The following is a 21,625-nucleotide window of genomic DNA, read 5'->3' as shown; positions in this document are numbered from 1 at the left end:
AGGCATCGAACCCGACTACGGCAACATACAGAAGCGACGCGGCAGTGACAACCGCTATCCTCCCGTGCCGGTGCGGTGCAAAAAAAGCGCGGGTTGGTACCAGTATTTGGGCAATATCGGCCGAGGTAAAATTTTCGGTTCTGCCGGGGCGGACCACAAGTCCGGTCGGGCGATCGAAATCCATACACTGGGGCGCAATTTGGACAATGCACTACAGCAAGACGGCTTGAAGCGCGGGCTGAAGAACCGCCACATCCAGCTCATCGCATTGGGCGGCGCGATCGGCACGGGACTCTTTCTCGGCTCGGCAAGCGTACTGCAGGCCGCGGGCCCTTCGATGATTCTCGGCTATGCAATCGGCGGTGTCATCGCGTTCATGATCATGCGGCAGTTGGGCGAAATGGTCGCGCAGGAACCCGTGGCCGGCTCGTTCAGCCATTTCGCGTACAAGTATTGGGGCGACTTTCCTGGCTTTCTGTCTGGCTGGAACTACTGGGTGCTGTACGTGCTCGTCAGCATGGCCGAATTGACTGCGGTCGGCACATACGTTCATTACTGGTGGCCCGGTGTGCCGACGTGGGTGTCGGCGCTGGTGTGCTTCGCGGGCATCAACGCGATCAACCTCGCGAACGTCAAAGCGTACGGCGAGACGGAATTCTGGTTCGCAATCATCAAGGTCGTGGCGGTCATCGGCATGATCCTGTTCGGCGGCTATCTGCTCGTCAGCGGACATGGCGGGCCGCAGGCGTCGATCAGCAATCTCTGGAGCCATGGCGGATTTTTCCCGCATGGTTTCCACGGACTGTTCACGATGCTCGCGGTCATCATGTTTTCGTTCGGCGGGCTGGAACTGATCGGCATTACCGCGGCCGAAGCTGACGAGCCGCAAAAGAGCATTCCGAAGGCCGTGAATCAGGTCATCTACCGGATCCTGATTTTTTATATCTGCTCGCTCGCGGTGCTGCTGTCGCTGTATCCGTGGAACGAAGTCGCGGCCGGCGGCAGTCCGTTCGTGATGATCTTTTCGCAGATCGGTTCGACGCTGACCGCCAACGTGCTGAACGTCGTGGTGCTGACCGCGGCGCTGTCCGTGTACAACAGCGGCGTCTATGCGAATAGCCGCATGCTGTACGGTCTCGCGGAACAGGGCAATGCGCCCCGTGCACTGATGAAGGTCGACCGGCGCGGTGTGCCGTATATGGCGATCGGCTTATCGGCGCTGGCCACGTTCACCTGTGTGATCGTCAACTATCTGATTCCCGCCGAGGCGCTCGGCTTGCTGATGGCGCTTGTCGTCGCTGCACTCGTGCTGAACTGGGCGCTGATCAGCCTCACGCATTTGAAGTCGCGCCGGGCGATGGTCGCAGCGGGCGAGACACTCGTCTTCAAGTCGTTCTGGTTTCCCGTCAGCAACTGGATCTGCCTCGCGTTCATGGCGCTGATCCTCGTGATTCTCGCGATGACCCCTGGCCTGTCGGTGTCCGTGCTGCTCGTGCCGGTTTGGCTCGTGGTGATGTGGGCGGGTTATGCGTTCAAGCGTCGTCGCGCGGCGGCGCATGTTGCCGCGCGGGTGGTGGGACGCTAGGAGGATGAGGCGAGCACGGCGAGAGCCGTGCTCGCCCAAAAGCAAAAACCCGCGAAGCGTTTGGCTTGCGCGGGTTTGCGATACATCTTGCGGCTGATTTGCCGCTGATTTCGTGCTGACTACGAAAATGTTTGGTGCCCAGGGCCGGAATCGAACCGGCACGCCTTGCGGCGGGGGATTTTGAGTCCCCTGCGTCTACCAATTTCACCACCTGGGCACGTCTTGCAGCGCACGCGCGAGATACTGGCGCGTCGCGAAGACGCAGATTATGGCCGAAAATTCGACGACGGGCAAGCCGGTTGCAGCCGCCGCCCGCCATGCCGTCAAACAGTGCGCGAGAAACGTTCGAGCGTCTGTTGGCCGAGATAGCGGTCGAACACCATTGCGATGTTGCGCACGAGCATGCGCCCGGCCGTCTGCACTTCCAGCTTGCGCTCGGACAGCGACAAGAGGCCGTCCTGCTCGAAGCCGCGCAAGCGGTCGAGTTCGGGCTCGAACGTATCGACGAAGCGGATGCCGTACATCGCTTCGAATTCGTCGAACCGCAATTCCAGATTGCACATCAACTGGGTGATGATGTCGCGGCGCAGACGGTCGTCGGCGGTGAGGCGTACACCGCGTGCAATTGCCAGTTTGCCGGCGTTGATCGCCGCGCCATATGCGGGCAGGTCTTTCGCGTTCTGCGTGTAGACGTCGCCGACCTTGCCGATCGACGACGCGCCGAAGCCGATCAGGTCGCATTCGGCACGCGTGCTGTAGCCCTGGAAGTTGCGGTGCAAGGTTCGCTGTGCCTGCGCGCGCGCCAGTTCATCGGTGGGCAGCGCGAAGTGATCCATGCCGATGTAGACGTAGCCCGCCGCTGTCAGACGCTCGACTACCCGTTGCAAGATAGCGAGCCGCATTGCAGGCGAGGGCAGCGTGGCCGCGTCCATCTGACGTTGCATTTTAAAGAGCTGCGGCATATGCGCATACGCGAACACGGAGACGCGATCAGGCGCGAGTTCGATCATCGTATCGAGCGTGCGAGTGAAGCTTTCCACCGTTTGATGCGGCAGCCCGTAGATCAGATCGACGCCGATCGAATGAAAGCCTGTATGCCTCGCGGCCTGCATGACGGAGGCAGTCATATCGAGCGGCTGAATGCGGTTGATGGCGCGCTGCACGAGCGGATCGAAGTCCTGCACGCCGAGACTCAGGCGATTGAAGCCGAGCTTGCGTAGATGCGCGATGGTCTCGGGCGAAGCCTCGCGCGGATCGACTTCGATCGAATATTCGGCTTCGTCGTCGGGCAGCAAGGTGAAGTGCTCGCGGGCCGCGCTCATCAGCTCGGCCAGTTCATCGTTCGACATGAACGTGGGCGTGCCGCCGCCCAGATGCAATTGCGATACTGGCCGGCGCGTATCGAAACACGCTGCCTGCAAGGCCATTTCGCGCTTCAGCTGTTCGAGGTACGGGCGGGCGCGCGCGCGGTTTTTCGTCGCGATCTTGTTGCAGCCGCAGTAGAAGCAAACTGTGTCGCAGAACGGAATATGGAAGTACAGCGAGAGGTCCGCGGCCGATGCGCCGGGGTCCGCTGCGGCGCGTAAATAGTCGGCAACGGAGAAGTTGTCGCGGAACTGAAGGGCAGTGGGATAGGACGTATAACGTGGGCCGTTCGCGCTGTACTTGGCGAGCAGATCCGGGCGAAACAGCGAATTGGCGGTGGTCATGAAGGGCTCGTTGTGATGGCCACCGGCAAAGAGGCGGGAACTCCGCTGTTTCCCGCATTGATGAACGGAACTCGCGGCGCCTCACGAGCGTGGCCTTGAGGGTCAGTCGAGTTTACGTGAGCGGTCTCGCGCCGGATTGTGTAAAAAGGTCGCACGCGACGCAGTGGCACAATGCGGGTCGGGTGGCGATACGCCGCTCTTCGATTTAAGGACAATGTGTAGTGAGTGATGTGCGCGATCGCGTGACGAAACGCGACTCTCCGTTTGATGTGGCAGATCATGCGTGCCGCCCCGATTGCGGCGCGTGTTGTATCGCGCCGTCGATTTCGAGTCCGATTCCGGGCATGCCGAACGGCAAGCCGGCGGGCGTGCGCTGCGTGCAACTAGGCGAAGACTTGCGATGCGCGATCTTCGGCCGGCCCGAGCGGCCGGCATGCTGCTCGGGGCTGCAGCCGCAGTTGGAAATGTGTGGGCCGGACAGAGAAAGCGCGCTTGCATGGCTCACGCTGCTCGAAGCGCAGACCCGGCCGGAAGTTGGATAAAGCAAGTACCTGGACCGAGGCAGGCTCTCAACTGTGGTTGATCGGAGATTGTGTATGACTGGACTTGTCGCGCCCACCAGGCGCCGTTTTCTACTCGCAGCGCTGGCCGGTGCCGGCGCGCTTGGCGTTGTCTCGCTCACGGCCTGCGCCGCGTCGATCTTTCCATTCATTCCGTCGCACTACACGTTCTCGCAGCAGCAAGTGCAAGACGCCGTGCAGCGCAAATTCCCTTATCAACGCACTGTCTCACAAGTATTCGACGTCGCGCTGAGCCATCCGGTGGTCGGCTTGCTGCCCGACGCGAACCGTGTTTCGGTGAAGCTCGATGCGCACCTCGCGAGCCCGTTCATGCCGCAGCCGGTCGACGGCGTCTTCACGTTGTCGAGCGAACTTGCGTACGACGCCGCGAGCAAATCCGTCGTGCTGAAATCGCCCAACGTCGACAACGTCAGCGTGACCGGCGACGCGCAGGCTTATACGCAACAGATCAACGCCGCCGCCGCCGTGCTCGCCACGCAGTTATTGAGCAATTACCCGATCTATACATTCAAGCCGGAACAACTTCAATTTGCCGGAGTTAATTACGAACCCGGTACAATCACCATCCTTACAAACGGTATACGCGTGCAAATCGTCGAGAAATGACGTTGCGCGTGACCGGCAGGGCCGACAAACGAAAACGATGAGGGGCACGGATGGACTGGTTATTGGCTTGCAAGGCGTTGATTCTGGGCGTCGTAGAAGGCTTGACGGAATTTTTGCCGGTGTCGAGTACGGGGCACCTGATCGTCGCGGGGAGTCTCCTCAACTTCACCGACGAACATGCCAAGACCTTCGACGTCGTCATTCAGCTCGGCGCGATTCTCGCGGTGTGCTGGGAGTTTCGCCGCCGTATCGGCAGCGTGGTGACCGGCCTGCCGAGCCGTCCGGAAGCGCGGCGCTTTACGTTGAACGTGATCATCGCGACCATTCCGGCGGTCGTGCTCGGTCTACTGCTGGAAAAGTCGATCAAGGCTGCGCTGTTTTCGCCGGTGCCGGTGGCGTTCGCGCTGGTGGTGGGCGGCGTCGTCATCTTGTGGGCAGAAGCGCGCCAGCGCGCGCAGGCTCGCGAAGGCGGACAAGCCAGGGTTGCGCGCGTGACCAGCGTGGACGATCTGAGCGCAATGGACGCGCTGAAAGTCGGCCTCGCTCAATGTTTCGCGTTGATCCCTGGCACGTCGCGCTCGGGCTCGACAATCATCGGCGGGATGTTGTTCGGACTCGACCGGCGCGTGGCCACTGAGTTTTCGTTTTTCCTCGCGATCCCGATCATGTTCGGCGCGACTGCCTACGAGTTGTACAAGGACTGGCATCTGCTGTCCGTCGACGCGCTCGGCGTTTTCGCGCTCGGCTTCGTGGCTGCGTTCGTCAGTGCCTTTCTGTGTGTGCGATGGTTGCTTCGCTACATCGCCGGACACGATTTCACGGCGTTCGCGTGGTATCGCATCGGCTTTGGATTACTGATCCTGCTAGTCGGCTATAGCGGGGCGCTGAGCTGGACGGAGTAAGTCTCCCCGCTTTTCGCAGGCCGGAAAAAAGGTCCGTCACTTGAGGTGGCGGACCTTTTTGTTTATGCGACGTCGCGTTTGCGGAACACGAGATCCCACACGCCGTGGCCGAGGCGCAGGCCGCGTCGCTCGAACTTCGTTACGGGACGATATTCGGGGCGCGGCGCATAGCCGTCGACGGTGTTGTGCAACGTCGGCTCGGCGTTGAGCACTTCAAGCATCTGCTCGGCGTAGCTCTGCCAGTCGGTCGCGCAATGCAGATACGCGCCGGGCTTCAGGCGCGACGCGAGCAGCGCGACGAACTTCGGCTGAATCAGGCGACGCTTGTGATGGCGCGCCTTGTGCCACGGGTCGGGAAAGAAGATGTGCACGCCGTCGAGGCTGTCCGGCGCGATCATCTGTTCGAGCACTTCCACGGCGTCGTGCTGAATGATGCGGATGTTGGTCAGCGCCTGCTCGCCCATCAACTTCAACAATGCGCCGACGCCCGGTTCGTGCACTTCGACGCCGAGAAAATCGTCAGTTGGACGGTGCGAGGCGATTTCCGCGGTGGTCGCGCCCATGCCGAAGCCGATCTCCAGCACGCGCGGCGCTTCACGGCCGAATACGCTGTTCCAGTCCGGCTGCTGCGGCGTGAACGGAACGACGAAGCTCGGGCCGAGCTCGTCCATCGCGCGGCGCTGACCGGTCGACACGCGGCCGGCGCGCGTGACAAAGCTGCGAATGCGCCGAAGATGCAAGGCTTCGCTGTGCGGCGCGGAGTCGTCGTCGGCGGCGGCGACATCGTCTGTTTCGTTGGAGGACGTCGGAAGGTCGTCGGGCAAGCCGGCGTTGTTGGGATCGTGGATCATGGTCGATGCTGCTACAAGGATGAAGGCTTCGCGGCTTGCTCGGCGCGGGTTGGCCAAAATTGGCGCTGATCGTCGCTCGCTGATGACGACGCGGCGCACCGCGTCAGCACGAGCCGGTTGTCATGTCGGCAAGCGGATTGCGATCAGTCGCCGCGCGGACTAGCCGTCGCTACAAAAAAGCCGCCTTCGTAGAGGCGGCTCGTGCCTGATTAGTGCCCAAGGCTCGGCAACAAGGTGGAGCGGGCGTTGCAAGTGCGCGTAAGGTAGCACAACGCGAAAGGGTGCGTCCAGACAGCGCGCCGTTCGCCGCGACCGCAGGCAGCGCACATTACGTTTTAATAACGGTGCAGGTCTTGTATGATTTAATCGTTCTGTAAGCCAGCCCTTTTCAACGATTAAACTACGCGAATACGTTATGAGTAAGCACACACACAATCACCGCGAAGCAAAACCAGCGAAAACCGGCTGGAGCCCGATTAAACCCACCAAGATTCCCGCTACGTCCGTGAATGCGCTTCGGGAAGCGATGTCGACTGAAGGTGTGCCGCTGACTCAATTCAACGATCTGCTGTGGCTGATGGCGCAGGAGTCGGGCGGTGCGGTGAACCTGCGCAATCCTAAATCCGGCGCACGCGGGCTGTATCAATTGCTGCCGTCGCAATATGAATTGAATCCGGATGGCGTCAAGTCTTTTGGCAATGCAGTGGAAGAATGCCGCGGCGGAATTCGATATATTCTCGGCCGCTATCACAATGCGGCGTCCGCCCGTTTGGCGTGGAAAGCCAATCAGTGGATTTGACGTATCAGGCGTGTTCTGCTTTGCGTAACTGAACTTCAGTGCGGTGAATGCAGATACTTTCTTCGAAGCAGCAGTTGCGAGCGGGTTGCCAAACTGCCGGAAAGTATCTGGAGCGGGCGATGGGAATCGAACCCACGGCTCTAGCTTGGGAAGCTAGGGTATTACCATTATACGACGCCCGCAGAGCGCGCTATTTTACTCGCGAAAGGGCAGCGAGCGCAAACTGCGCCGCTGCTCTTCCTTATGCCGCACTGTGCGCGGCGACATCGTCCGGCATTCCGCTTTGCTTCAGATCACGAAGTAAGTCAGTTGGACGGCGGCGCGCGTGACCACCATCAGCAGCACCTGCACGATCACGAACAGAAGAATCGGCGAGAGGTCGATGCCTCCCAGATGCGGCACGACGCGTCGCAGCGGATTCAGAAACGGTGCGGTCAGTTGAAAAAGGATCGGCATTGCCGGCGAACGCGGATTCAGCCAGGACAGCAGCGCCATCAGGATCGTCATCCAGATGATCAGATTCAGCGCCCACTTGATCACGGTCAGCACCGCGACGATCAGCAGCGTCGGCACCAGCGTGAGCGGGTCGGCGCCGGTCAGGACCACCATCAGCACGACGTAGACGATCGCCGCGATCAGCGCCGCGACGAGGCTCGCCCAGTCGACGTTGCGCGTGCTCGGCAGAATGCGGCGCAGCGGCAGAACGATCCAGTTCGTCGCTTGTAGCACTGCGTTCGTGACCGGGTTGTACGGCGGCATGCGCACGACCTGCAGCCAGGCGCGCAGCAGCAACGCCGCGCCGAAGAGGGTGAAGACGGTATTGAGCAGAAAACGGGCGATATCGCCAAACATCGTGTGTCCTTATGCTTCTGATGACAGCCGTGGAACGGCATGGGCGCCGGTGCTTTTCGGTCTGGAGCACAGGCGGGTCAGTAACTGGCATCGGCCGCCGACGCGGCCGCATGCATTGCCAAGCGGATGATACGGGTCGTGCAAGGCTCGCATTTCAACGACGGACGAAGAGCCGCCCCCGCATCAAGTGCGGCCAGTCACACGGAAACCTTGATTTCGCTGATGAGAATGGCGCCGTTGCCGCCGTCGGTGTAGTTCGGAATGTCGGCCAGCAGGCGTTCGGATGCCGGCTTGAAGACCTTGTAAAAGTCATCCGTGCTGTCGAACAGGAAGTGACCCGCGGCCACATAAGGCGGCGGCGTACCCGGCGGGCCCGCGTTGATGCCCACGTCGACGGACCAGCCCTTCAGCGACGGGCCAAACAGTTCCGCCGCGAGCGGCATGTGGGTGACGCAGTAATAGTCCACGTCGAAGTGGCCGTTTTCCCGATACGGATAGAGGATGCTGACCTTGATCATTGTGCGTTCTCGTCTGTTGGTCCCGAAGCGAGGCGCCGGCGGATTGCGCGCGGCGCCGGACGTCACATTATCACGGCTTACTTGACGCTTGCACCTGCTGCCGCCTGATTCAGCGAGCGGCTCAACGAATCTTCCACCGCGTCGGCGATTGCGGCGATTGCCGCCGGCGGCGTGGCGCGGCGTTGCGCCAGCTCGACCGCGCGCCGTGACAGCAAACCGTACAACGCAGCGTGATCTCCGCCGAGGCTTTCCATCAACGCCAACTGCTTTTGCACGACACCGGTGTCGCCGCGCGAGACCGGCCCGGCTAGCGCGTTGGGCAGTCCCTTGTCGCGAGCGGTCTGGATGGTGCCCGCGAGCATCGGCAACAGCGCGCGCAATGCTTCGTCCTCGGCAAAACCGAGCGTGCGCCACAGCGCGACGCATTCAGCCAGGCTGCAGAGCGCGAAACTCGCCGCATAGTGCGCGGCGCCGTGGTAAAGCATGCGGCCGCCCGGCGGAATCGACAACGGATGACAGCCTAGCGCGACGGCCAACGCCGTCAGCGTGTCTTTCAGGTCGCCGTCGGCCTCGATCGTCACCGAGCAGCCGGCGATACGGTCGAGGTCGGCCAGTTCGCCGCTGAACAGGTAGAGCGGATGAAAGCCTCCAATCGCCGCGCCCTGGTCCCGCGCGCCCGCCAGCAACTCGACCGGCGACGCGCCGCTGCAATGCACGAGCGCCTTGCCATAGACTGCATCGGGGGCGAAACGCAGTGTGTGCGCTGACGTACCGATGCTGTCGTCGGGAACGGCTAAAAAGACAACATCGGCGCCGTCGACGACTTGCTGAGGATCGTCGAGCGCCATGCAGTTGGGAATTTGACTGGCGAGCCGGCTAGTGGAAGCCGGCGTGCGGCTCGCCACTGCCGTCACCGGATAGCCTGCGCGCGAAAAACTCAGCGCGAGGCATCGCGCGAGCCGGCCCGCGCCGATAAAGCCGAGGCGTGGCAAATGGGAGTCGGGCTGGGACTGGGACATGTCGACGTGCTCCAGACGGGGCGTGATAGGGAACAAGCAGTATCGCGCATCGGCAAGCGCGCAGCGCGTGCAACGGTCGTCAGATGAGTTTGCCTGCGATATGACGCGAGCTGCTGATCATGGCGTCGCGCGCGCCCTGCGGGCTTGAAAACTGCTCACAATTTCCGGATGGCCGGTCGGCCGTGGCTGTCTATGGGTATTCGCTTCGCAATTTCGCAATCGGATTCGGGGAGGCTACGATGAATATTTTTTCTTACCGGAAGCACTTGCGGTTCTTGACCCACGCTCAGCGGCGTCGCTGGTGGGATCAGAAGAAGCGTCTCAGCCCACGCGTGCGCATCAGCGCCGCCTACGTGCCACCCAACGTGTCCCGCGAATTCGCGTACGTGAAGGTCGGCTGACCGACACCCGTTTTGAGCCTTAACAAAGCCCGGCCTCTGCGCCGGGTTTTTTATTGGGCCGTTGCTCTGCGCCGTCAGCATTGAAGCTAATTTGTAATTAAAGATTACCGACGCGGCGTCCGTTTAACTCGCCATTGCCTCGCAACACCGTCGTGTCCACCGCGAAGAGGCCTAATCCGTTGATTCCTCAGGCCGTTCGCGCTTTTCAAGCGATACTGCTTTCGAGGCGACAGCGCAAAACCTTTTCGCGTATTGCAATTTGCAACAAATGCGAACAGCGTCGCGCGGGCTTTTTGGATAAATTGATTTCGTAGCATGCACGGCATGCGAAGTTGGCGACCTTCAATGGGCCGCGCCAGGAGAACAAAGTGAAGAAGATCGTTCCGTTCGTCGTTGCCGCAGCACTAGGCGTGGGGCTTGCCGCCACCGCGCAGGCACACGTCTCTGTCGGTATCGGTATCGGGGTACCGGTCGCGCCGGCTTATCCTGTCTATGCCGCGCCCGTCTATGCCCCGCCGCCGCCGGTGTACTATTCGCCGCCGCCTCCCGTCGTCTATGCGCCGCCGCCTGTGGTCTACGGCCCGCCGCCCGTCGTAGTGGGTGGGTATTACGGTTACGGTCGCCCTTATTATCGCCACGGCTATTACGGTGGTGGTTATGGCCACGGTTACTATCGGCGCTAATTCTGCCTTACCCACGAGTTGTGATCGACACCTGCCTGGTTGGCGCCTCGCTCTAGGCGGGCAGACAGTCTTAACGGCGTAACGCCGGCTTGGTCGCCGCGTTACGCCGTTTTGCTTTTACGGCATTGGTGAGTTGTTGCCGACGTTTCAAAGCGTCAGCGAAGCTGGGAGAATGGCTGTTTCCCCACCGCTCTGGAGAACTTCGCCAATGCAGCCGATGCACCCACTCCCCGCTCCCACATTCGACGACGTGCTCGACGCCGCAGCGCGACTCGAGGGCGTCGCGCACCGCACGCCAGTCCTGACATCGAGCACGTTCAACGAGCGCACCGGAGCGTCGGTATTCTTCAAGTGCGAGAACTTTCAGCGAATGGGCGCGTTCAAGTTTCGCGGCGCCTATAACGCGATCTCGCATTTCGACGCGGAGCAGCGCAAGGCCGGCGTGCTGACCTATTCGTCCGGCAACCATGCGCAGGCTATTGCGCTGTCGGCGCGCCTCGCCGGCATCCGCGCGACGATCATCATGCCGCACGACGCGCCCGCGGCCAAAGTGGCCGCCACCAAGGGCTATGGCGGCGAGGTAATCAGCTACGACCGGTATAAGGAGAACCGCGAGGAAATCGGCCGACGGCTCGCCGAGGAGCGCGGCATGACGCTGATTCCGCCATACGATCATCCCCATGTGATCGCGGGGCAGGGCACGGCGGTGAAGGAATTGATCGACGAAACGGGGCCGCTCGACATGCTATTCGTGTGTCTGGGCGGTGGCGGGCTGATTGGCGGCAGCGCGTTGTCGGCGGCGGCCTTGAGCCCGGACTGCACGGTAATCGGCGTCGAGCCGCAAGCGGGCAACGACGGTCAGCAATCTCTTGCGCGCGGCGAGATCGTGCATATCGACACACCGCGCACCATCGCCGATGGCGCGGCCTCGACGCATCTGGGCGACTACACGTTTGCGATCATTCGCAAGCTCGTTGCGCGGATCGAAACCGTCACCGACGAGCAGTTGATCGACACCATGCGCTTTTTCGCCCAACGCATGAAGATCGTCGTTGAGCCGACCGGCTGCCTCGCGGCGGCGGCCGTGCTCAACGGCGTGGTGCCAGTGAAGGGCAAGCGTGTGGGCGTGGTGGTGAGCGGCGGTAACGTCGATCTCGAGAAGCTCGCGCAGTACCTGGCCTGATTGTTTTCCGGCGCGAAGCCGGCTTGACGGGTAGGAAGACGGCCCGCCCCAGGTTCATAGGGCGGGCCGTTGCATATCAACTCGCCGCTTGTGCAACCGGCGAGCGCTCTGCCGTTTGCAGAATCAGATCGCGGTAACCGTTCACGATCACGCTGTAAGAGAAGTAGGCGAACAGCAGTGCGGACAACACATGGCACGCGCGCAGCAAACCGGTGCCGGCCCGCTTGCGGCCGTGGCTGCCCAGGCCGCAGATGAACACCGTCCAGCACAAGCCGCCAAGAAAGAAACCGCCGAGAAATACGGGCGCGGTTTTGGCGCTCGTCGCGCCGGCTTTGGCGATCAGCGCGCCCCCGACTGCGGCAAACCACAGAATCGCCGAGGGTGACGACACCGCCAGCAACACCCCGCGCAGGAAGCCGCGCCACGCAGACAGATGCGGCGAACTGGCGTCCGCCTCGCCAGCGACAGGCGGTGCCGACGCCGGGAACATCGCTTCGCGCGCCATCTTCCAGGTAAGAAACAGCAGGATGACCGCGCCGCCAATCCACACGACCCAGCGCACCGACTCGAACTGCAGCAGCGCAGCCATGCCCGCTAGCGCAAGCGCCGCATAAATAAGATCGCCGACGCACGACCCAAGGCCGAGCCAGAAGCCCGGCTTGAATCCGTGCGACAGCGCCAGCGAAATCATCGCGACGTTCACGAGGCCGATGTCGAGGCACAACGACAAAGACAGGAAGAACCCGTCCGACATCATCGAGAAGGCATGCATGCCTGCAACTGCTCCATCTGTTTGTTATGCGGCCGCGCGCTCGGTACGCTCGACGCGCTCACAGTCCCAGTTCGTTCCACAAACTGTCGATTCGCTGCTTCACCGCCGCGCTCATTTCGATGGGCCGGCCCCATTCGCGATCGGTCTCGCCAGGCCATTTATTGGTCGCGTCGAGTCCCATCTTCGAACCGAGGCCCGCGACCGGCGACGCGAAGTCGAGATAGTCGATCGGCGTGCGATCGACGAGCACCGTATCGCGCGTCGGGTCGACGCGCGTGGTGATCGCCCAGATCACTTCTTTCCAGTCGCGAATGTTGACGTCTTCGTCCACGACCACAATGAACTTCGTATACATGAACTGCCGCAGGAAGCTCCAGACGCCGAACATCACGCGCTTGGCGTGGCCCGGGTAGCTCTTCTTCATCTGCACGATCGCCATGCGGTAGCTGCATCCTTCTGGCGGCAGATAGAAATCGGTAATCTCGCTGAACTGCTTCTGCAGAAGCGGCACGAACACTTCGTTGAGCGCGACGCCGAGCACGGCAGGCTCGTCGGGCGGTTTGCCGGTGTACGTGGAATGGTAGATCGCGTCGCGGCGCATCGTGATGCGCTCAACAGTGAATACCGGGAACCACTCCTGTTCGTTGTAGTAGCCGGTATGGTCGCCATACGGGCCCTCCAGCGCGTGCTCATAGGCGGCCGAGGCGCCCTTGGCCGGCCGCGGCGGCGCGCCGGCCGGAGCGGGCGGGGGCGCACCTACCTGCGGATAGATAAAGCCTTCGAGCACGATTTCCGCGCGCGCGGGTACCTGCAGACCGTCGACGCCCGGCGTAATGCACTTGGCCAGCTCCGTCCGAGCACCGCGCAGCAAGCCTGCGAACTGGTATTCGGACAGCGTGTCCGGCACTGGCGTCACCGCGCCGAGGATGGTCGCCGGATCCGCACCTAGCACGACCGCTACCGGATACGGCTGGCCGGGGTTTTTCAACGCGAACTCGCGGAAGTCGAGAGCGCCCCCACGATGCGCGAGCCAGCGCATGATCAGCTTGTTGCGTCCGATTAACTGCTGGCGATAGATGCCGAGATTTTGTCGGCTCTTGTTCGGGCCTTTTGTGACGGTCAGGCCCCACGTGATCAGCGGGCCGGCGTCCCCCGGCCAGCAAGTCTGGATAGGCAGCTTTTCCAGGTCGACGTCGTTACCCTCCCACACGATTTCCTGGCAAGGTGGCGCGCTCACGGTTCGTGGCGCCATGTCCCACACCGCCTTCGCAAGCGAGAACAGTTTGCCCGCGTCCTTCAGCCCTTTCGGTGGCTCCGGTTCCTTCAACGCAGAGAGCAGCCGGCCGACGTCGCGCAGAGAATCGAGCGCGGCGCCGTCGCCTTCGCCGGCTTCAGCGTCGATGCCCATACCGAGCGCTACCCGGCGCGGCGTACCGAACAGGTTGCCAAGCACCGGGAACGCATGCGCCTCCTGGTTCTCAAACAGCAGAGCCGGCCCCCCGGCGCGCAGCACGCGGTCGCACAGTTCGGTCATTTCCAGTACAGGCGATACCTTTTGCGGGATACGGCGCAGTTCTCCAATCGTCTCGAGACGGCCGATGAAGTCACGCAGGTCTTTGTATTTCATCTGATGCGGTTGTGTGCCGCGAGCGGCGATAGAGGAAGCGCGACTGCGGAGGAGGCGCCAGGACGATTGTCGATTTTACCTGCGTTGGCTAGCGCACGTAGATCGGCCGAACGTAATAGGGCGAGCAGCAATCGCCAAAATGCCGAAAAACCGCTCCGTACGGCCATTTGAGCGGTCGGAACCCTTGTCGTTATTACAATTAGTTATACTTTCGCGAGTTTATAGTGTTGACGATCTATAAAACCGTGCCCTAGAATCCGTCCACGTTGGTTGCAGGGCGTGAACCTTTTACCACTGCCCCCGGTCCCATTAGACGCAACGCGTCACCGCTTACCGAAGCCCTGCACGGTATTCGTCGGTCTTATCGATGTCCTTGCCAGCGTCAACTGACGCTGGTTTTTCGCGTGGGAGCCACCGCCCGCATGTTTTCGGCATGCCGCGGACCGCTTTTCAGGAAGGCTCCCCACAAACGGTATTTGCCGTTTTCCCGACGTCGCTGCTGCCCTAACCAGACAGAGCGCGCGATGTCTTGACTCTGCGAATGTGTGGTACCGCCTGTTTTTCCGGTGGGGTTCGCGGATCATGCAACATGGGAGATCTGAATGAACGCCTGGTTATCGTGGCGTCCCGACGAACGTATCGCGCAAGTCGTGCGCGGTGCAGTCCGTCGCGGGACGCAATTGAGTCATCACCTGTTCAGCATTGTCGGCGGCATTGCCGTGGTGCTGGCAATCGCGCTGTGGCTGATGCCCACGTGGCGCGGCACCCTCGCGGCGAAGCTGATGCCGGTCCTTTCCGCGGCTGTGCAAGCTGGCCCCGCGCGCCTGCTGCAAGGCAACCCGCTGCCTGCTTTCGGGCCGCCGGGGCGTACCTCGTCGGACGAAACGCTGTCCGCGAACTCGAACCCAAACAGCGCTGACGCAGCAAGCGTCGGCAATAACGTGGGCGTGAGCGTCAGCAACACCAGTTATGACGGCGCGTTCGACGGTTCCGGCTCGGCCGGCATGGGAATCGCGGCGCTCAACGGCCTCGATCCGCGCACGATGCAAAGCGTTTCGGCGTTGGCGCGGCTGATTCCTGCGCAACGCGTGTCCGCCGACGCGCGCGACGATCGCGTGCTGATTTCGTCGCGTGAACAGGCTCTCGTAGCGTCGTACCTGGCTCGTCGCTACCGCGTCGCCCAGGAGCCTGTCGGCGAGCTGGTCAAGGCTGCGTTCGACACCGGTCGCGAAGTCGGTCTCGACCCGCTGCTGTTGCTGTCGGTCATGGCGATCGAATCGGGCTTCAACCCGTACGCCGAGAGCGGCGTGGGCGCCCAGGGCCTGATGCAGGTGATGTCCAAGGTTCATTCGGACAAGTTTCAGTATTTCGGCGGCGAGAGCGCTGCGCTTGAGCCGGTCGCGAACATCAAGGTGGGCGCGCTGGTTCTGAAGGATTGCATCGCGCGCGGCGGTTCGCTGCCGGGCGGACTGCGGCTGTATGTCGGCTCGACGTCGCAGGACGACGGCGGCTACGGCGCCAAGGTGATGGCAGAACGCGCGCGTCTGCGTGACGTGGCGCGCGGCCGCAAGGTGCCGATCAACGCGCCGCAGGCGCCGGTTATCACGGCATCGAATAATGCGTCGTCGTCATCGTCGTCCGCTGCTGCGAACAACAGCAACGGCAAGCGGGTGCAGGTCACGCTGGAAGGAAGCCATCCGTTGAGCGCCGCTGCGCCGGGCAAGACGCCGGTCTCGGAGCAGGACGATGCCAGCACGAGCGCTCCCAAACACGTGGCGTCTGCCGCGGAACTGGGCGCCTGAATCGCTCGCAAAGCCAGCCTCATGCTGATCGCCTGACACGAACGCGAACGGCAAGAAAAAGGACACCCTCGGGTGTCCTTTTTTGCTTTTGGGGAGGTCGCGCGGCCGAAAGACAAACAGACAGCAGCGTCCAGAGCCCGGCTGTGCCTGGCTGCGGGCACCTCTCGCTACGCACGAGGCACTCGTCAGGCCCGGCTGCCTTGCGCTCCTACTGCCGTTGGCCGAAAAGCCGCGCCAGGCGTTCCACCGCCTCTTCCAACTTCTCGTAGGCGGTTGCGTACGACAGCCGGATATATTGTTTTGGCGCGTGGCTGCCGAAGTCCATTCCTGGCACGAGCACGACACCTGCCTCGTGCAGCATCGCTTTCGTGAGCGCCGAACTGTCGCCTGCGGCAGGGTGAGCGACGCTCCGGCAGTCGGCGTAGACGTAGAACGCGCCGTCGGGCATGACGGGCACTGTGAAGCCCAGCGATTCGAGCGCCGGCGCGATGAAGTCACGCCGACGTTTGAACTCGAGACGGCGTGCCTCGTACGTTGCGATGGTTTGCGGTTCGAAGCACGCGAGCGCCGCGTGCTGGGCGAGCGCTGACGCGCAGATGAAGAGATTCTGCGCCAGTTTCTCGAATGCGCTCACCATGCCCGGCGGGACCACCAGCCAGCCGAGGCGCCAGCCCGTCATATTGAAGTACTTCGAGAAGCTGTTGACCGTGATGACGTCGTCGCCATAGGACAGCGCCGACACGGGTTTAGCGTCGTAGCTCAAGCCTTGGTAAATCTCGTCGACGATCGTGAAGCCTCCACGCGCGCGCACCGCTTTGACGATGCGTTCCAGTTCCGCCGGCTCGATGGACGTGCCGGTCGGGTTGGACGGCGACGCGAGCAGTACGCCACGCGTGCGCTCGTTCCAAAGCCGCTCGACGTCGGCGGCAGTCAGTTGGAAGCGTTCGGCAGGGCCGCTTGGCACCATCACCGGTTTGCCTTCGGCGGCGATCACGAAATGGCGGTTGCACGGGTAGCAGGGGTCCGGCATCAACACTTCGTCGTCGCGATCTACCAGTGCCGCGCACGCCAGAAGCAATGCGGCCGACGCGCCTGCGGTCACCACGATCCGGGCGGGATCCACGTTGACGCCGTAGACCTCTGCGTAGTGCGCCGAAATTGCTTCGCGCAGTGCGTGCAGGCCAAGTGCGCTGGTGTATTGCGTGACGCCGCGGCGCAGCGCGTTCGCTGCTGCCTCGATGACCGGTTCGGGGGCGGTGAAATCGGGCTCGCCGATTCCCATGTGAATGATGTCGCGTCCGTCGCGCTCAAGAAGCGCAGCCTCTTTTGCCAGCTCCATCACGTAGAACGGCTGGATGGAGTCGACGCGCGCGGCGAGCCGCATAAGAGGTTCGGTCACGGAGTTCATACGGTCAAATCCAGTTCAAATGCGAAAGCGCGACCGCCGTTCGCGCGGTTCTCGCGCGCGGCAGCGTTGTGACAGGCGATGCATTTCGTTGTGTCGGCGTCGCGTACATTTGCGACGGTTTTGCCGCCGTGTTGCGCGAGCCGACCTCACGCATGCCTAGCCCTTCTTGCGAGCGGCTTCGATTTCCGCGACGCGCAGCTTGGCCGCCAGCTTGTCGAGCACGCCATTCACGTACTTGTAGCCGTCGGCGCCGCCAAAGGTCTTGGCCAGTTCAACCGCTTCGTTGATCACCACGCGATAAGGAATATCGAGGTGATTCTTCAGTTCAAACGCGGCGACGAGCAGCACTGCGCGTTCGACCGGCGAAAGCTGCTCGATCGGACGGTCCAGGCAAGGCGCGATATCGGCGGACAGCGCCTCCGAATCGCGGATCACGCCGTGCAGAACGGCGTCCAGATGCTCATGGTCCGCTTTGTCGAAGCCCTGCGCGCCGCGCAGTTGCGCGTCGATCTCACCGCCGGGCGAACCCGACAGCAGCCACTGATAAAGCCCCTGCGTGGCCAGTTCGCGGGAGCGTCGGCGTGCGCTCTTCATGCCTCTTCCTCTTCTTCGTCTTCTTCTTCGTCGCCGCCGAGTTGTTCCAGCGCGACCGCGAGGTTCGCCATTTCGACCGCCACGCGTGCCGCGTCGCGACCTTTCTCGGTCATGCGAGCGACGGCTTGTTCGTCGTTCTCAGTGGTCAGCACCGCATTTGCAACAGGAATGCCGAAGTCGAGGCCGATGCGCGTGATGCCCGCGCCGCTTTCGTTCGACACCAGTTCGAAGTGGTACGTTTCACCGCGGATCACCGCGCCGAGCGCGATCAGCGCGTCGAACTGCGCGCTCTCAGCGAGCTTTTGAAGCGCCAGCGGGATTTCCAGCGCGCCCGGCACGGTGACGAGCAGCACGTCTTCGCCGGTCACGCCGAGGCGTTCGAGTTCTTCGATGCACGAGTCGGCGAGGCCGTTGCAGACGGGTTCGTTAAAACGCGCCTGAACGATGCCGATGCGCAGTCCGTCGCCGTCGAGGTTCGGTTGGTATTGTCCGATTTCCATGTGAATTCCGTAGTGTTTTGGGGTGAGCGCGAGGCGCGTGAATGACCGGATCAGCGTTATTGCGGAGGCTGCGCGGCACTGCCTGGCATGGGTATGAAGCCTGTGACTTCGAGGCCGTAACCCGACATGCTGCCCAGCTTGCGCGGATTCGACAGCACCTGCATCTTGCCGACGCCCAGCTCGCGCAAAATCTGCGCGCCGATGCCGTAGGTCTTGAAGTCGACGGGCCGGCGCTTGAGCGCGTCTGCTTTTTCTTTCGAATCGAACGCCTTGAAGACGTCGATCAGATGTTCCTTCGAGTCGCCGCAATTGAGCAGCACGATCACGCCGACTTCGCGAGAGGCGATCTCTTTCATGGCTGCGTCGAGCGTCCACGAATGAGTGGATTCGCCGACTTCGAGCAGGTCGAGCACCGACAGCGGCTCGTGCACGCGCACCGGCGTGTCGTGCTCGGGGTTCGGTGTGCCGCGCACGAGAGCAATGTGCGGCTGACCGCTCGGCTGATCGAGATACATGACCGCGCGGAAAGCGCCGTGCGCCGTCTGCATGGTGCGCTCGCAAATACGCTCGACGATCGACTCGGTGCGGCTGCGATAGTGGATCAGATCCGCGATCGTGCCGACCTTCAGATCGTGCTCTTTTGCGAACGCCATCAGGTCGGGCAGGCGCGCCATGGTGCCGTCGTCGTTGATGACTTCGCAGATCACTGCAGCCGGCGTCAGGCCTGCCAGCGCGGTGAAGTCGCAGCCTGCCTCCGTGTGGCCGGCGCGCACGAGTACGCCGCCCGGCTGGGCCATGATCGGGAACACGTGGCCAGGCTGCACGATATGCTCCGCCTTGGCGTCCGGTGCGACTGCCGCGGCGATCGTGCGGGCGCGGTCGGCGGCCGAAATGCCGGTCGTCACGCCCTCCGCCGCCTCGATGCTGACGGTGAACGCGGTTCCATACTGGGTGCCGTTGCGGTACGTCATGAGCGGCAGGTTGAGCAGCTTGCAGCGTTCCTGCGTGAGCGTGAGACAGATCAGGCCCCGGCCGTAGCGCGCCATGAAGTTGATCGCTTCCGGCGTCACGAATTCGGCGGCGAGCACAAGATCGCCCTCGTTTTCGCGATCTTCTTCGTCGACGAGGATCACCATCCGGCCGGCTTTAAGTTCGGCGATGATCTCTGTAGTGGAGGCGAGCGTCATGTTGGCGAGTTTTTCGGGAAAGCGCGTATTTTACGCCACGCGCGGTCCCAAGTCGCCTCCGCCAGACGGCATATGCCGTTTGGCCGACTGGCGCTGCGTCACCGGCCGTTGATATGCTCGGCAGAACGATAGACGCATGGACTGATGAGAAGCGGCAAGGCGCCGCATGCGTGGGCGCCCGGCGGCGGCTGCCGCTTTGAGTTGTTGCCGCCTGCTGGTGTTGCTGTTGGCGTTGTTGCTGGCGTTTTTGCCGGCTACTTCGGTGCGTTGAGCATGCGCTCCACGTAGCGAGCGATCAGATCGATTTCCAGATTCACCGGCGTGCCTTCGCGCAGATGCTTGAGTGCGGTGACTTCCACGGTGTGCGGAATCAGATTGATCGAAAACTCGCAACCGTCGTCACGATCTTTAACCGAGTTGACGGTCAGACTCACTCCGTTGACAGTGATAGAGCCCTTGTACGCCAGATAGCGGCCGATCTCGCGCGACGCCAGCACGCGTAGTTCGTGCGATTCGCCTACCGGCGCAAAGTGGGTGACCGTGCCCAGGCCGTCCACGTGACCCGAGACGATATGCCCGCCCAGCCGGTCGTGCGCGCGCAGTGCCTTTTCCAGGTTGACTTCGCCCACTTCGCCAAGGCCCGCTGTGCGATTCAGGCTTTCGCGCGACACGTCCACTTCGAACGAATGGTCGGTCTTCGCGACCACGGTCATGCAGGCGCCCTGAATGGTGATGCTGTCGCCGAGTTGCACGTCGGCGAGATCGAGGCCGCCGGCTTGCACGTTCAGGCGCACGCCCGCGTCGCCGTTCGTGCCGAGAGGCCTGACTGACTCGATGCGGCCCACTGCCGCGACGATTCCTGTGAACATCGTACTAATCCTCAAAACGAAACGGGTTGGGACGCGGTGTCGGTTCCGGTTGCGGTTAGGCCCGCCGGCACGAGGCGCGCGAGAATCCGAAGATCTTCGCCGATCCGCTCAACATTATGAAAAGCCAGCTTGACGCGTCCTTCAAGTGTTTCAGGCGCGCTCAGGTTAAACATGCTCATCGAGTCAATGCCGAGCAGGCTGGGCGCGAGATAGACGAGTAGTTCGTCCACGCAACCTTCGCGCAGCAGCGAGCCGTTCAGCTTGTAGCCGGCTTCAACGTGTAGTTCGTTGACCTGGCGCTCGCCCAGCACTTTCAGCATGGCCGGAAGGTCCACTTTGCCGGCCGCGTTGGCCAGCTGAACGATCTCGGCGCCACGCTCGCGTAGTGCTTGCGCTCGGTCGCTATGCCGTTGATCGAGATTGCCGCAAAAAATCAGCGTGGGCGCGCCGGCCAGGATCTGCGCCTGTGGCGAGACTTCCAGCTGACTGTCGATCAGCACGCGTTGCGGCTGACGCGGCGTGTCGACAGCGCGCACGGTCATGCGCGGATCGTCTTCCCTGACTGTGCCGATGCCGGTGAGTACCGCCGACGCGCGGGCGCGCCATGCATGTCCGTCGGCCCGGGCGGCCTCGCCGGTGATCCATTGGCTGACGCCGGAGGGAAGGCCGGTGCGGCCGTCGAGCGAGGCTGCCACTTTCATGCGAACCCACGGCCGGCCGCGTGTCATGCGCGACACGAAGCCAATGTTCAACTCGTACGCCTCATTGGCGAGCAGCCCGCAGCGTACTTCGATCCCGGCATCACGCAGCACCGCGAGACCGCGTCCGGACACCTGCGGATTGGGGTCTTCCATCGCGGCCACCACGCGCGCGACTTGCGCTTCGATCAGCGCGTTCGCGCACGGCGGCGTGCGTCCAAAGTGGCTGCACGGTTCGAGCGTTACGTAAGCGGTGGCGCCGCGCAGATCGTGACCGCGCGAACGCGCGTCTTTCATCGCGCGGATTTCCGCGTGGTCCTGGCCGGCCGGCTGCGTGAAGCCTTCGCCGATCACTTCGCCGTTCTTGACGAGCACGCAACCCACGCGCGGGTTCGGGTCGGTCGTGTACATGCCGCGCTTGGCCAACGCAAGCGCGCGTTCCATATGGACGAAGTCGGTTTGCGAAAACATCGGTGTGT

At 62.5% G+C, this 21,625-nt stretch carries 22 protein-coding genes and 2 tRNA genes; 9 read left to right on the top strand and 15 right to left on the bottom strand.

Annotation, left to right across the window (positions count from 1 at the left end; genetic code table 11):
* Positions 1-199: 199 nt before the first annotated feature.
* Entirely contained in the window at positions 200-1,585 is a 1,386-nt protein-coding gene (locus H281_RS0120800; protein ID WP_020069086.1) for an amino acid permease, read from the top strand.
* Positions 1,586-1,717: 132 nt separating this feature from the next.
* On the opposite strand, the gene H281_RS0120795 is transcribed toward H281_RS0120800, so the two are convergent.
* Both H281_RS0120795 and hemN read right to left on the bottom strand, forming a co-directional pair.
* Positions 1,718-1,802 (bottom strand) — tRNA-Leu (locus tag H281_RS0120795).
* Between the two features lie 106 nt (positions 1,803-1,908).
* Complete coding sequence (hemN, locus tag H281_RS0120785) at positions 1,909-3,294, bottom strand: oxygen-independent coproporphyrinogen III oxidase (RefSeq protein WP_020069085.1); 1,386 nt, start codon at positions 3,292-3,294, stop codon at positions 1,909-1,911.
* 221 nt (positions 3,295-3,515) lie between these two features.
* Here hemN and H281_RS0120780 point away from each other — a divergent pair, with 221 nt between their 5' ends.
* From H281_RS0120780 to H281_RS0120770, 3 genes are read left to right on the top strand one after another with little or no spacing between them, the layout of a single operon-like run.
* The gene (locus H281_RS0120780; RefSeq protein WP_020069084.1) at positions 3,516-3,836 is read left to right on the top strand and encodes a YkgJ family cysteine cluster protein; all 321 of its coding nucleotides are present in this window, start codon (positions 3,516-3,518) and stop codon (positions 3,834-3,836) included.
* A 54-nt stretch (positions 3,837-3,890) separates the two neighbouring features.
* Positions 3,891-4,481 carry a DUF1439 domain-containing protein gene (locus H281_RS0120775; protein WP_020069083.1) on the top strand — a complete coding sequence of 197 codons (591 nt, stop codon included), beginning with the start codon at positions 3,891-3,893 and terminating at the stop codon, positions 4,479-4,481.
* Positions 4,482-4,531: 50 nt separating this feature from the next.
* Positions 4,532-5,383, top strand: a complete 852-nt coding sequence (locus H281_RS0120770) for an undecaprenyl-diphosphate phosphatase (protein WP_020069082.1) — start codon at positions 4,532-4,534, stop codon at positions 5,381-5,383.
* A gap of 62 nt (positions 5,384-5,445) precedes the next feature.
* On the opposite strand, the gene trmB is transcribed toward H281_RS0120770, so the two are convergent.
* On the bottom strand, positions 5,446-6,234 hold the full coding sequence (trmB, locus tag H281_RS0120765) for a tRNA (guanosine(46)-N7)-methyltransferase TrmB (protein WP_020069081.1): 789 nt from the start codon (positions 6,232-6,234) through the stop codon (positions 5,446-5,448).
* A gap of 415 nt (positions 6,235-6,649) precedes the next feature.
* Between trmB and H281_RS0120760 the strand changes: the two genes are divergently transcribed.
* Complete coding sequence (locus tag H281_RS0120760) at positions 6,650-7,033, top strand: aggregation-promoting factor C-terminal-like domain-containing protein (RefSeq protein ID WP_020069080.1); 384 nt, start codon at positions 6,650-6,652, stop codon at positions 7,031-7,033.
* 108 nt (positions 7,034-7,141) lie between these two features.
* On the opposite strand, the gene H281_RS0120755 is transcribed toward H281_RS0120760, so the two are convergent.
* The 4 genes from H281_RS0120755 to H281_RS0120740 all read right to left on the bottom strand — a co-directional run bounded on the left by H281_RS0120755 (position 7,142) and on the right by H281_RS0120740 (position 9,422).
* A tRNA-Gly gene (locus tag H281_RS0120755) sits at positions 7,142-7,215 on the bottom strand.
* A gap of 106 nt (positions 7,216-7,321) precedes the next feature.
* Positions 7,322-7,885 (bottom strand): YggT family protein, encoded by a 564-nt coding sequence (locus tag H281_RS0120750; RefSeq protein ID WP_020069079.1) that lies wholly within the window; start codon positions 7,883-7,885, stop codon positions 7,322-7,324.
* 197 nt (positions 7,886-8,082) lie between these two features.
* Complete coding sequence (locus tag H281_RS0120745) at positions 8,083-8,403, bottom strand: EthD family reductase (RefSeq protein ID WP_020069078.1); 321 nt, start codon at positions 8,401-8,403, stop codon at positions 8,083-8,085.
* A 77-nt stretch (positions 8,404-8,480) separates the two neighbouring features.
* The gene (locus H281_RS0120740; RefSeq protein ID WP_020069077.1) at positions 8,481-9,422 is read right to left on the bottom strand and encodes a Rossmann-like and DUF2520 domain-containing protein; all 942 of its coding nucleotides are present in this window, start codon (positions 9,420-9,422) and stop codon (positions 8,481-8,483) included.
* Between the two features lie 239 nt (positions 9,423-9,661).
* Here H281_RS0120740 and H281_RS36925 point away from each other — a divergent pair, with 239 nt between their 5' ends.
* From H281_RS36925 to H281_RS0120720, 3 genes are all read left to right on the top strand, one after another.
* On the top strand, positions 9,662-9,823 hold the full coding sequence (locus H281_RS36925; protein WP_164701921.1) for a hypothetical protein: 162 nt from the start codon (positions 9,662-9,664) through the stop codon (positions 9,821-9,823).
* A 368-nt stretch (positions 9,824-10,191) separates the two neighbouring features.
* The gene (locus H281_RS0120725; protein ID WP_020069074.1) at positions 10,192-10,506 is read left to right on the top strand and encodes a hypothetical protein; all 315 of its coding nucleotides are present in this window, start codon (positions 10,192-10,194) and stop codon (positions 10,504-10,506) included.
* Positions 10,507-10,723: 217 nt separating this feature from the next.
* Positions 10,724-11,689, top strand: a complete 966-nt coding sequence (locus H281_RS0120720) for a threo-3-hydroxy-L-aspartate ammonia-lyase (protein ID WP_027804806.1) — start codon at positions 10,724-10,726, stop codon at positions 11,687-11,689.
* 76 nt (positions 11,690-11,765) lie between these two features.
* On the opposite strand, the gene H281_RS0120715 is transcribed toward H281_RS0120720, so the two are convergent.
* Both H281_RS0120715 and H281_RS0120710 read right to left on the bottom strand, forming a co-directional pair.
* Entirely contained in the window at positions 11,766-12,461 is a 696-nt protein-coding gene (locus H281_RS0120715; RefSeq protein ID WP_020069072.1) for a LysE family translocator, read from the bottom strand.
* Positions 12,462-12,519: 58 nt separating this feature from the next.
* Complete coding sequence (locus H281_RS0120710) at positions 12,520-14,088, bottom strand: UbiD family decarboxylase (protein ID WP_020069071.1); 1,569 nt, start codon at positions 14,086-14,088, stop codon at positions 12,520-12,522.
* Positions 14,089-14,690: 602 nt separating this feature from the next.
* Here H281_RS0120710 and H281_RS0120705 point away from each other — a divergent pair.
* Positions 14,691-15,890 carry a lytic transglycosylase domain-containing protein gene (locus H281_RS0120705; RefSeq protein ID WP_020069070.1) on the top strand — a complete coding sequence of 400 codons (1,200 nt, stop codon included), beginning with the start codon at positions 14,691-14,693 and terminating at the stop codon, positions 15,888-15,890.
* A gap of 208 nt (positions 15,891-16,098) precedes the next feature.
* Here H281_RS0120705 and H281_RS0120700 read toward each other — a convergent pair whose 3' ends face one another.
* From H281_RS0120700 to ribD, 6 genes are all read right to left on the bottom strand, one after another.
* Complete coding sequence (locus H281_RS0120700; RefSeq protein WP_027804805.1) at positions 16,099-17,298, bottom strand: pyridoxal phosphate-dependent aminotransferase; 1,200 nt, start codon at positions 17,296-17,298, stop codon at positions 16,099-16,101.
* Positions 17,299-17,454: 156 nt separating this feature from the next.
* Positions 17,455-17,892, bottom strand: coding sequence for a transcription antitermination factor NusB (gene nusB / locus H281_RS0120690; RefSeq protein WP_020069067.1), 438 nt, complete (start codon positions 17,890-17,892; stop codon positions 17,455-17,457).
* Positions 17,889-18,392 (bottom strand): 6,7-dimethyl-8-ribityllumazine synthase, encoded by a 504-nt coding sequence (gene ribH / locus H281_RS0120685; RefSeq protein ID WP_020069066.1) that lies wholly within the window; start codon positions 18,390-18,392, stop codon positions 17,889-17,891. Before ribH ends, nusB begins: the two co-directional genes overlap by 4 nt.
* Before the next feature lie 56 nt (positions 18,393-18,448).
* Positions 18,449-19,579: a bifunctional 3,4-dihydroxy-2-butanone-4-phosphate synthase/GTP cyclohydrolase II gene (gene ribBA / locus H281_RS0120680; RefSeq protein ID WP_020069065.1), complete on the bottom strand. Its 1,131-nt coding sequence runs from the start codon at positions 19,577-19,579 to the stop codon at positions 18,449-18,451.
* A gap of 254 nt (positions 19,580-19,833) precedes the next feature.
* Positions 19,834-20,448: a riboflavin synthase gene (locus tag H281_RS0120675; RefSeq protein ID WP_020069063.1), complete on the bottom strand. Its 615-nt coding sequence runs from the start codon at positions 20,446-20,448 to the stop codon at positions 19,834-19,836.
* An 11-nt stretch (positions 20,449-20,459) separates the two neighbouring features.
* On the bottom strand, positions 20,460-21,617 hold the full coding sequence (ribD, locus tag H281_RS0120670) for a bifunctional diaminohydroxyphosphoribosylaminopyrimidine deaminase/5-amino-6-(5-phosphoribosylamino)uracil reductase RibD (RefSeq protein ID WP_020069062.1): 1,158 nt from the start codon (positions 21,615-21,617) through the stop codon (positions 20,460-20,462).
* Between the last annotated feature and the right edge of the window lie 8 nt (positions 21,618-21,625).

Source organism: Paraburkholderia caledonica (assembly GCF_000383275.1).
Taxonomy (GTDB): Bacteria; Pseudomonadota; Gammaproteobacteria; order Burkholderiales; family Burkholderiaceae; genus Paraburkholderia; species Paraburkholderia caledonica.
The sequence above is the reverse complement of the archived record's forward strand: the minus strand, read 5'-3'. Positions and strand labels throughout refer to the sequence as shown.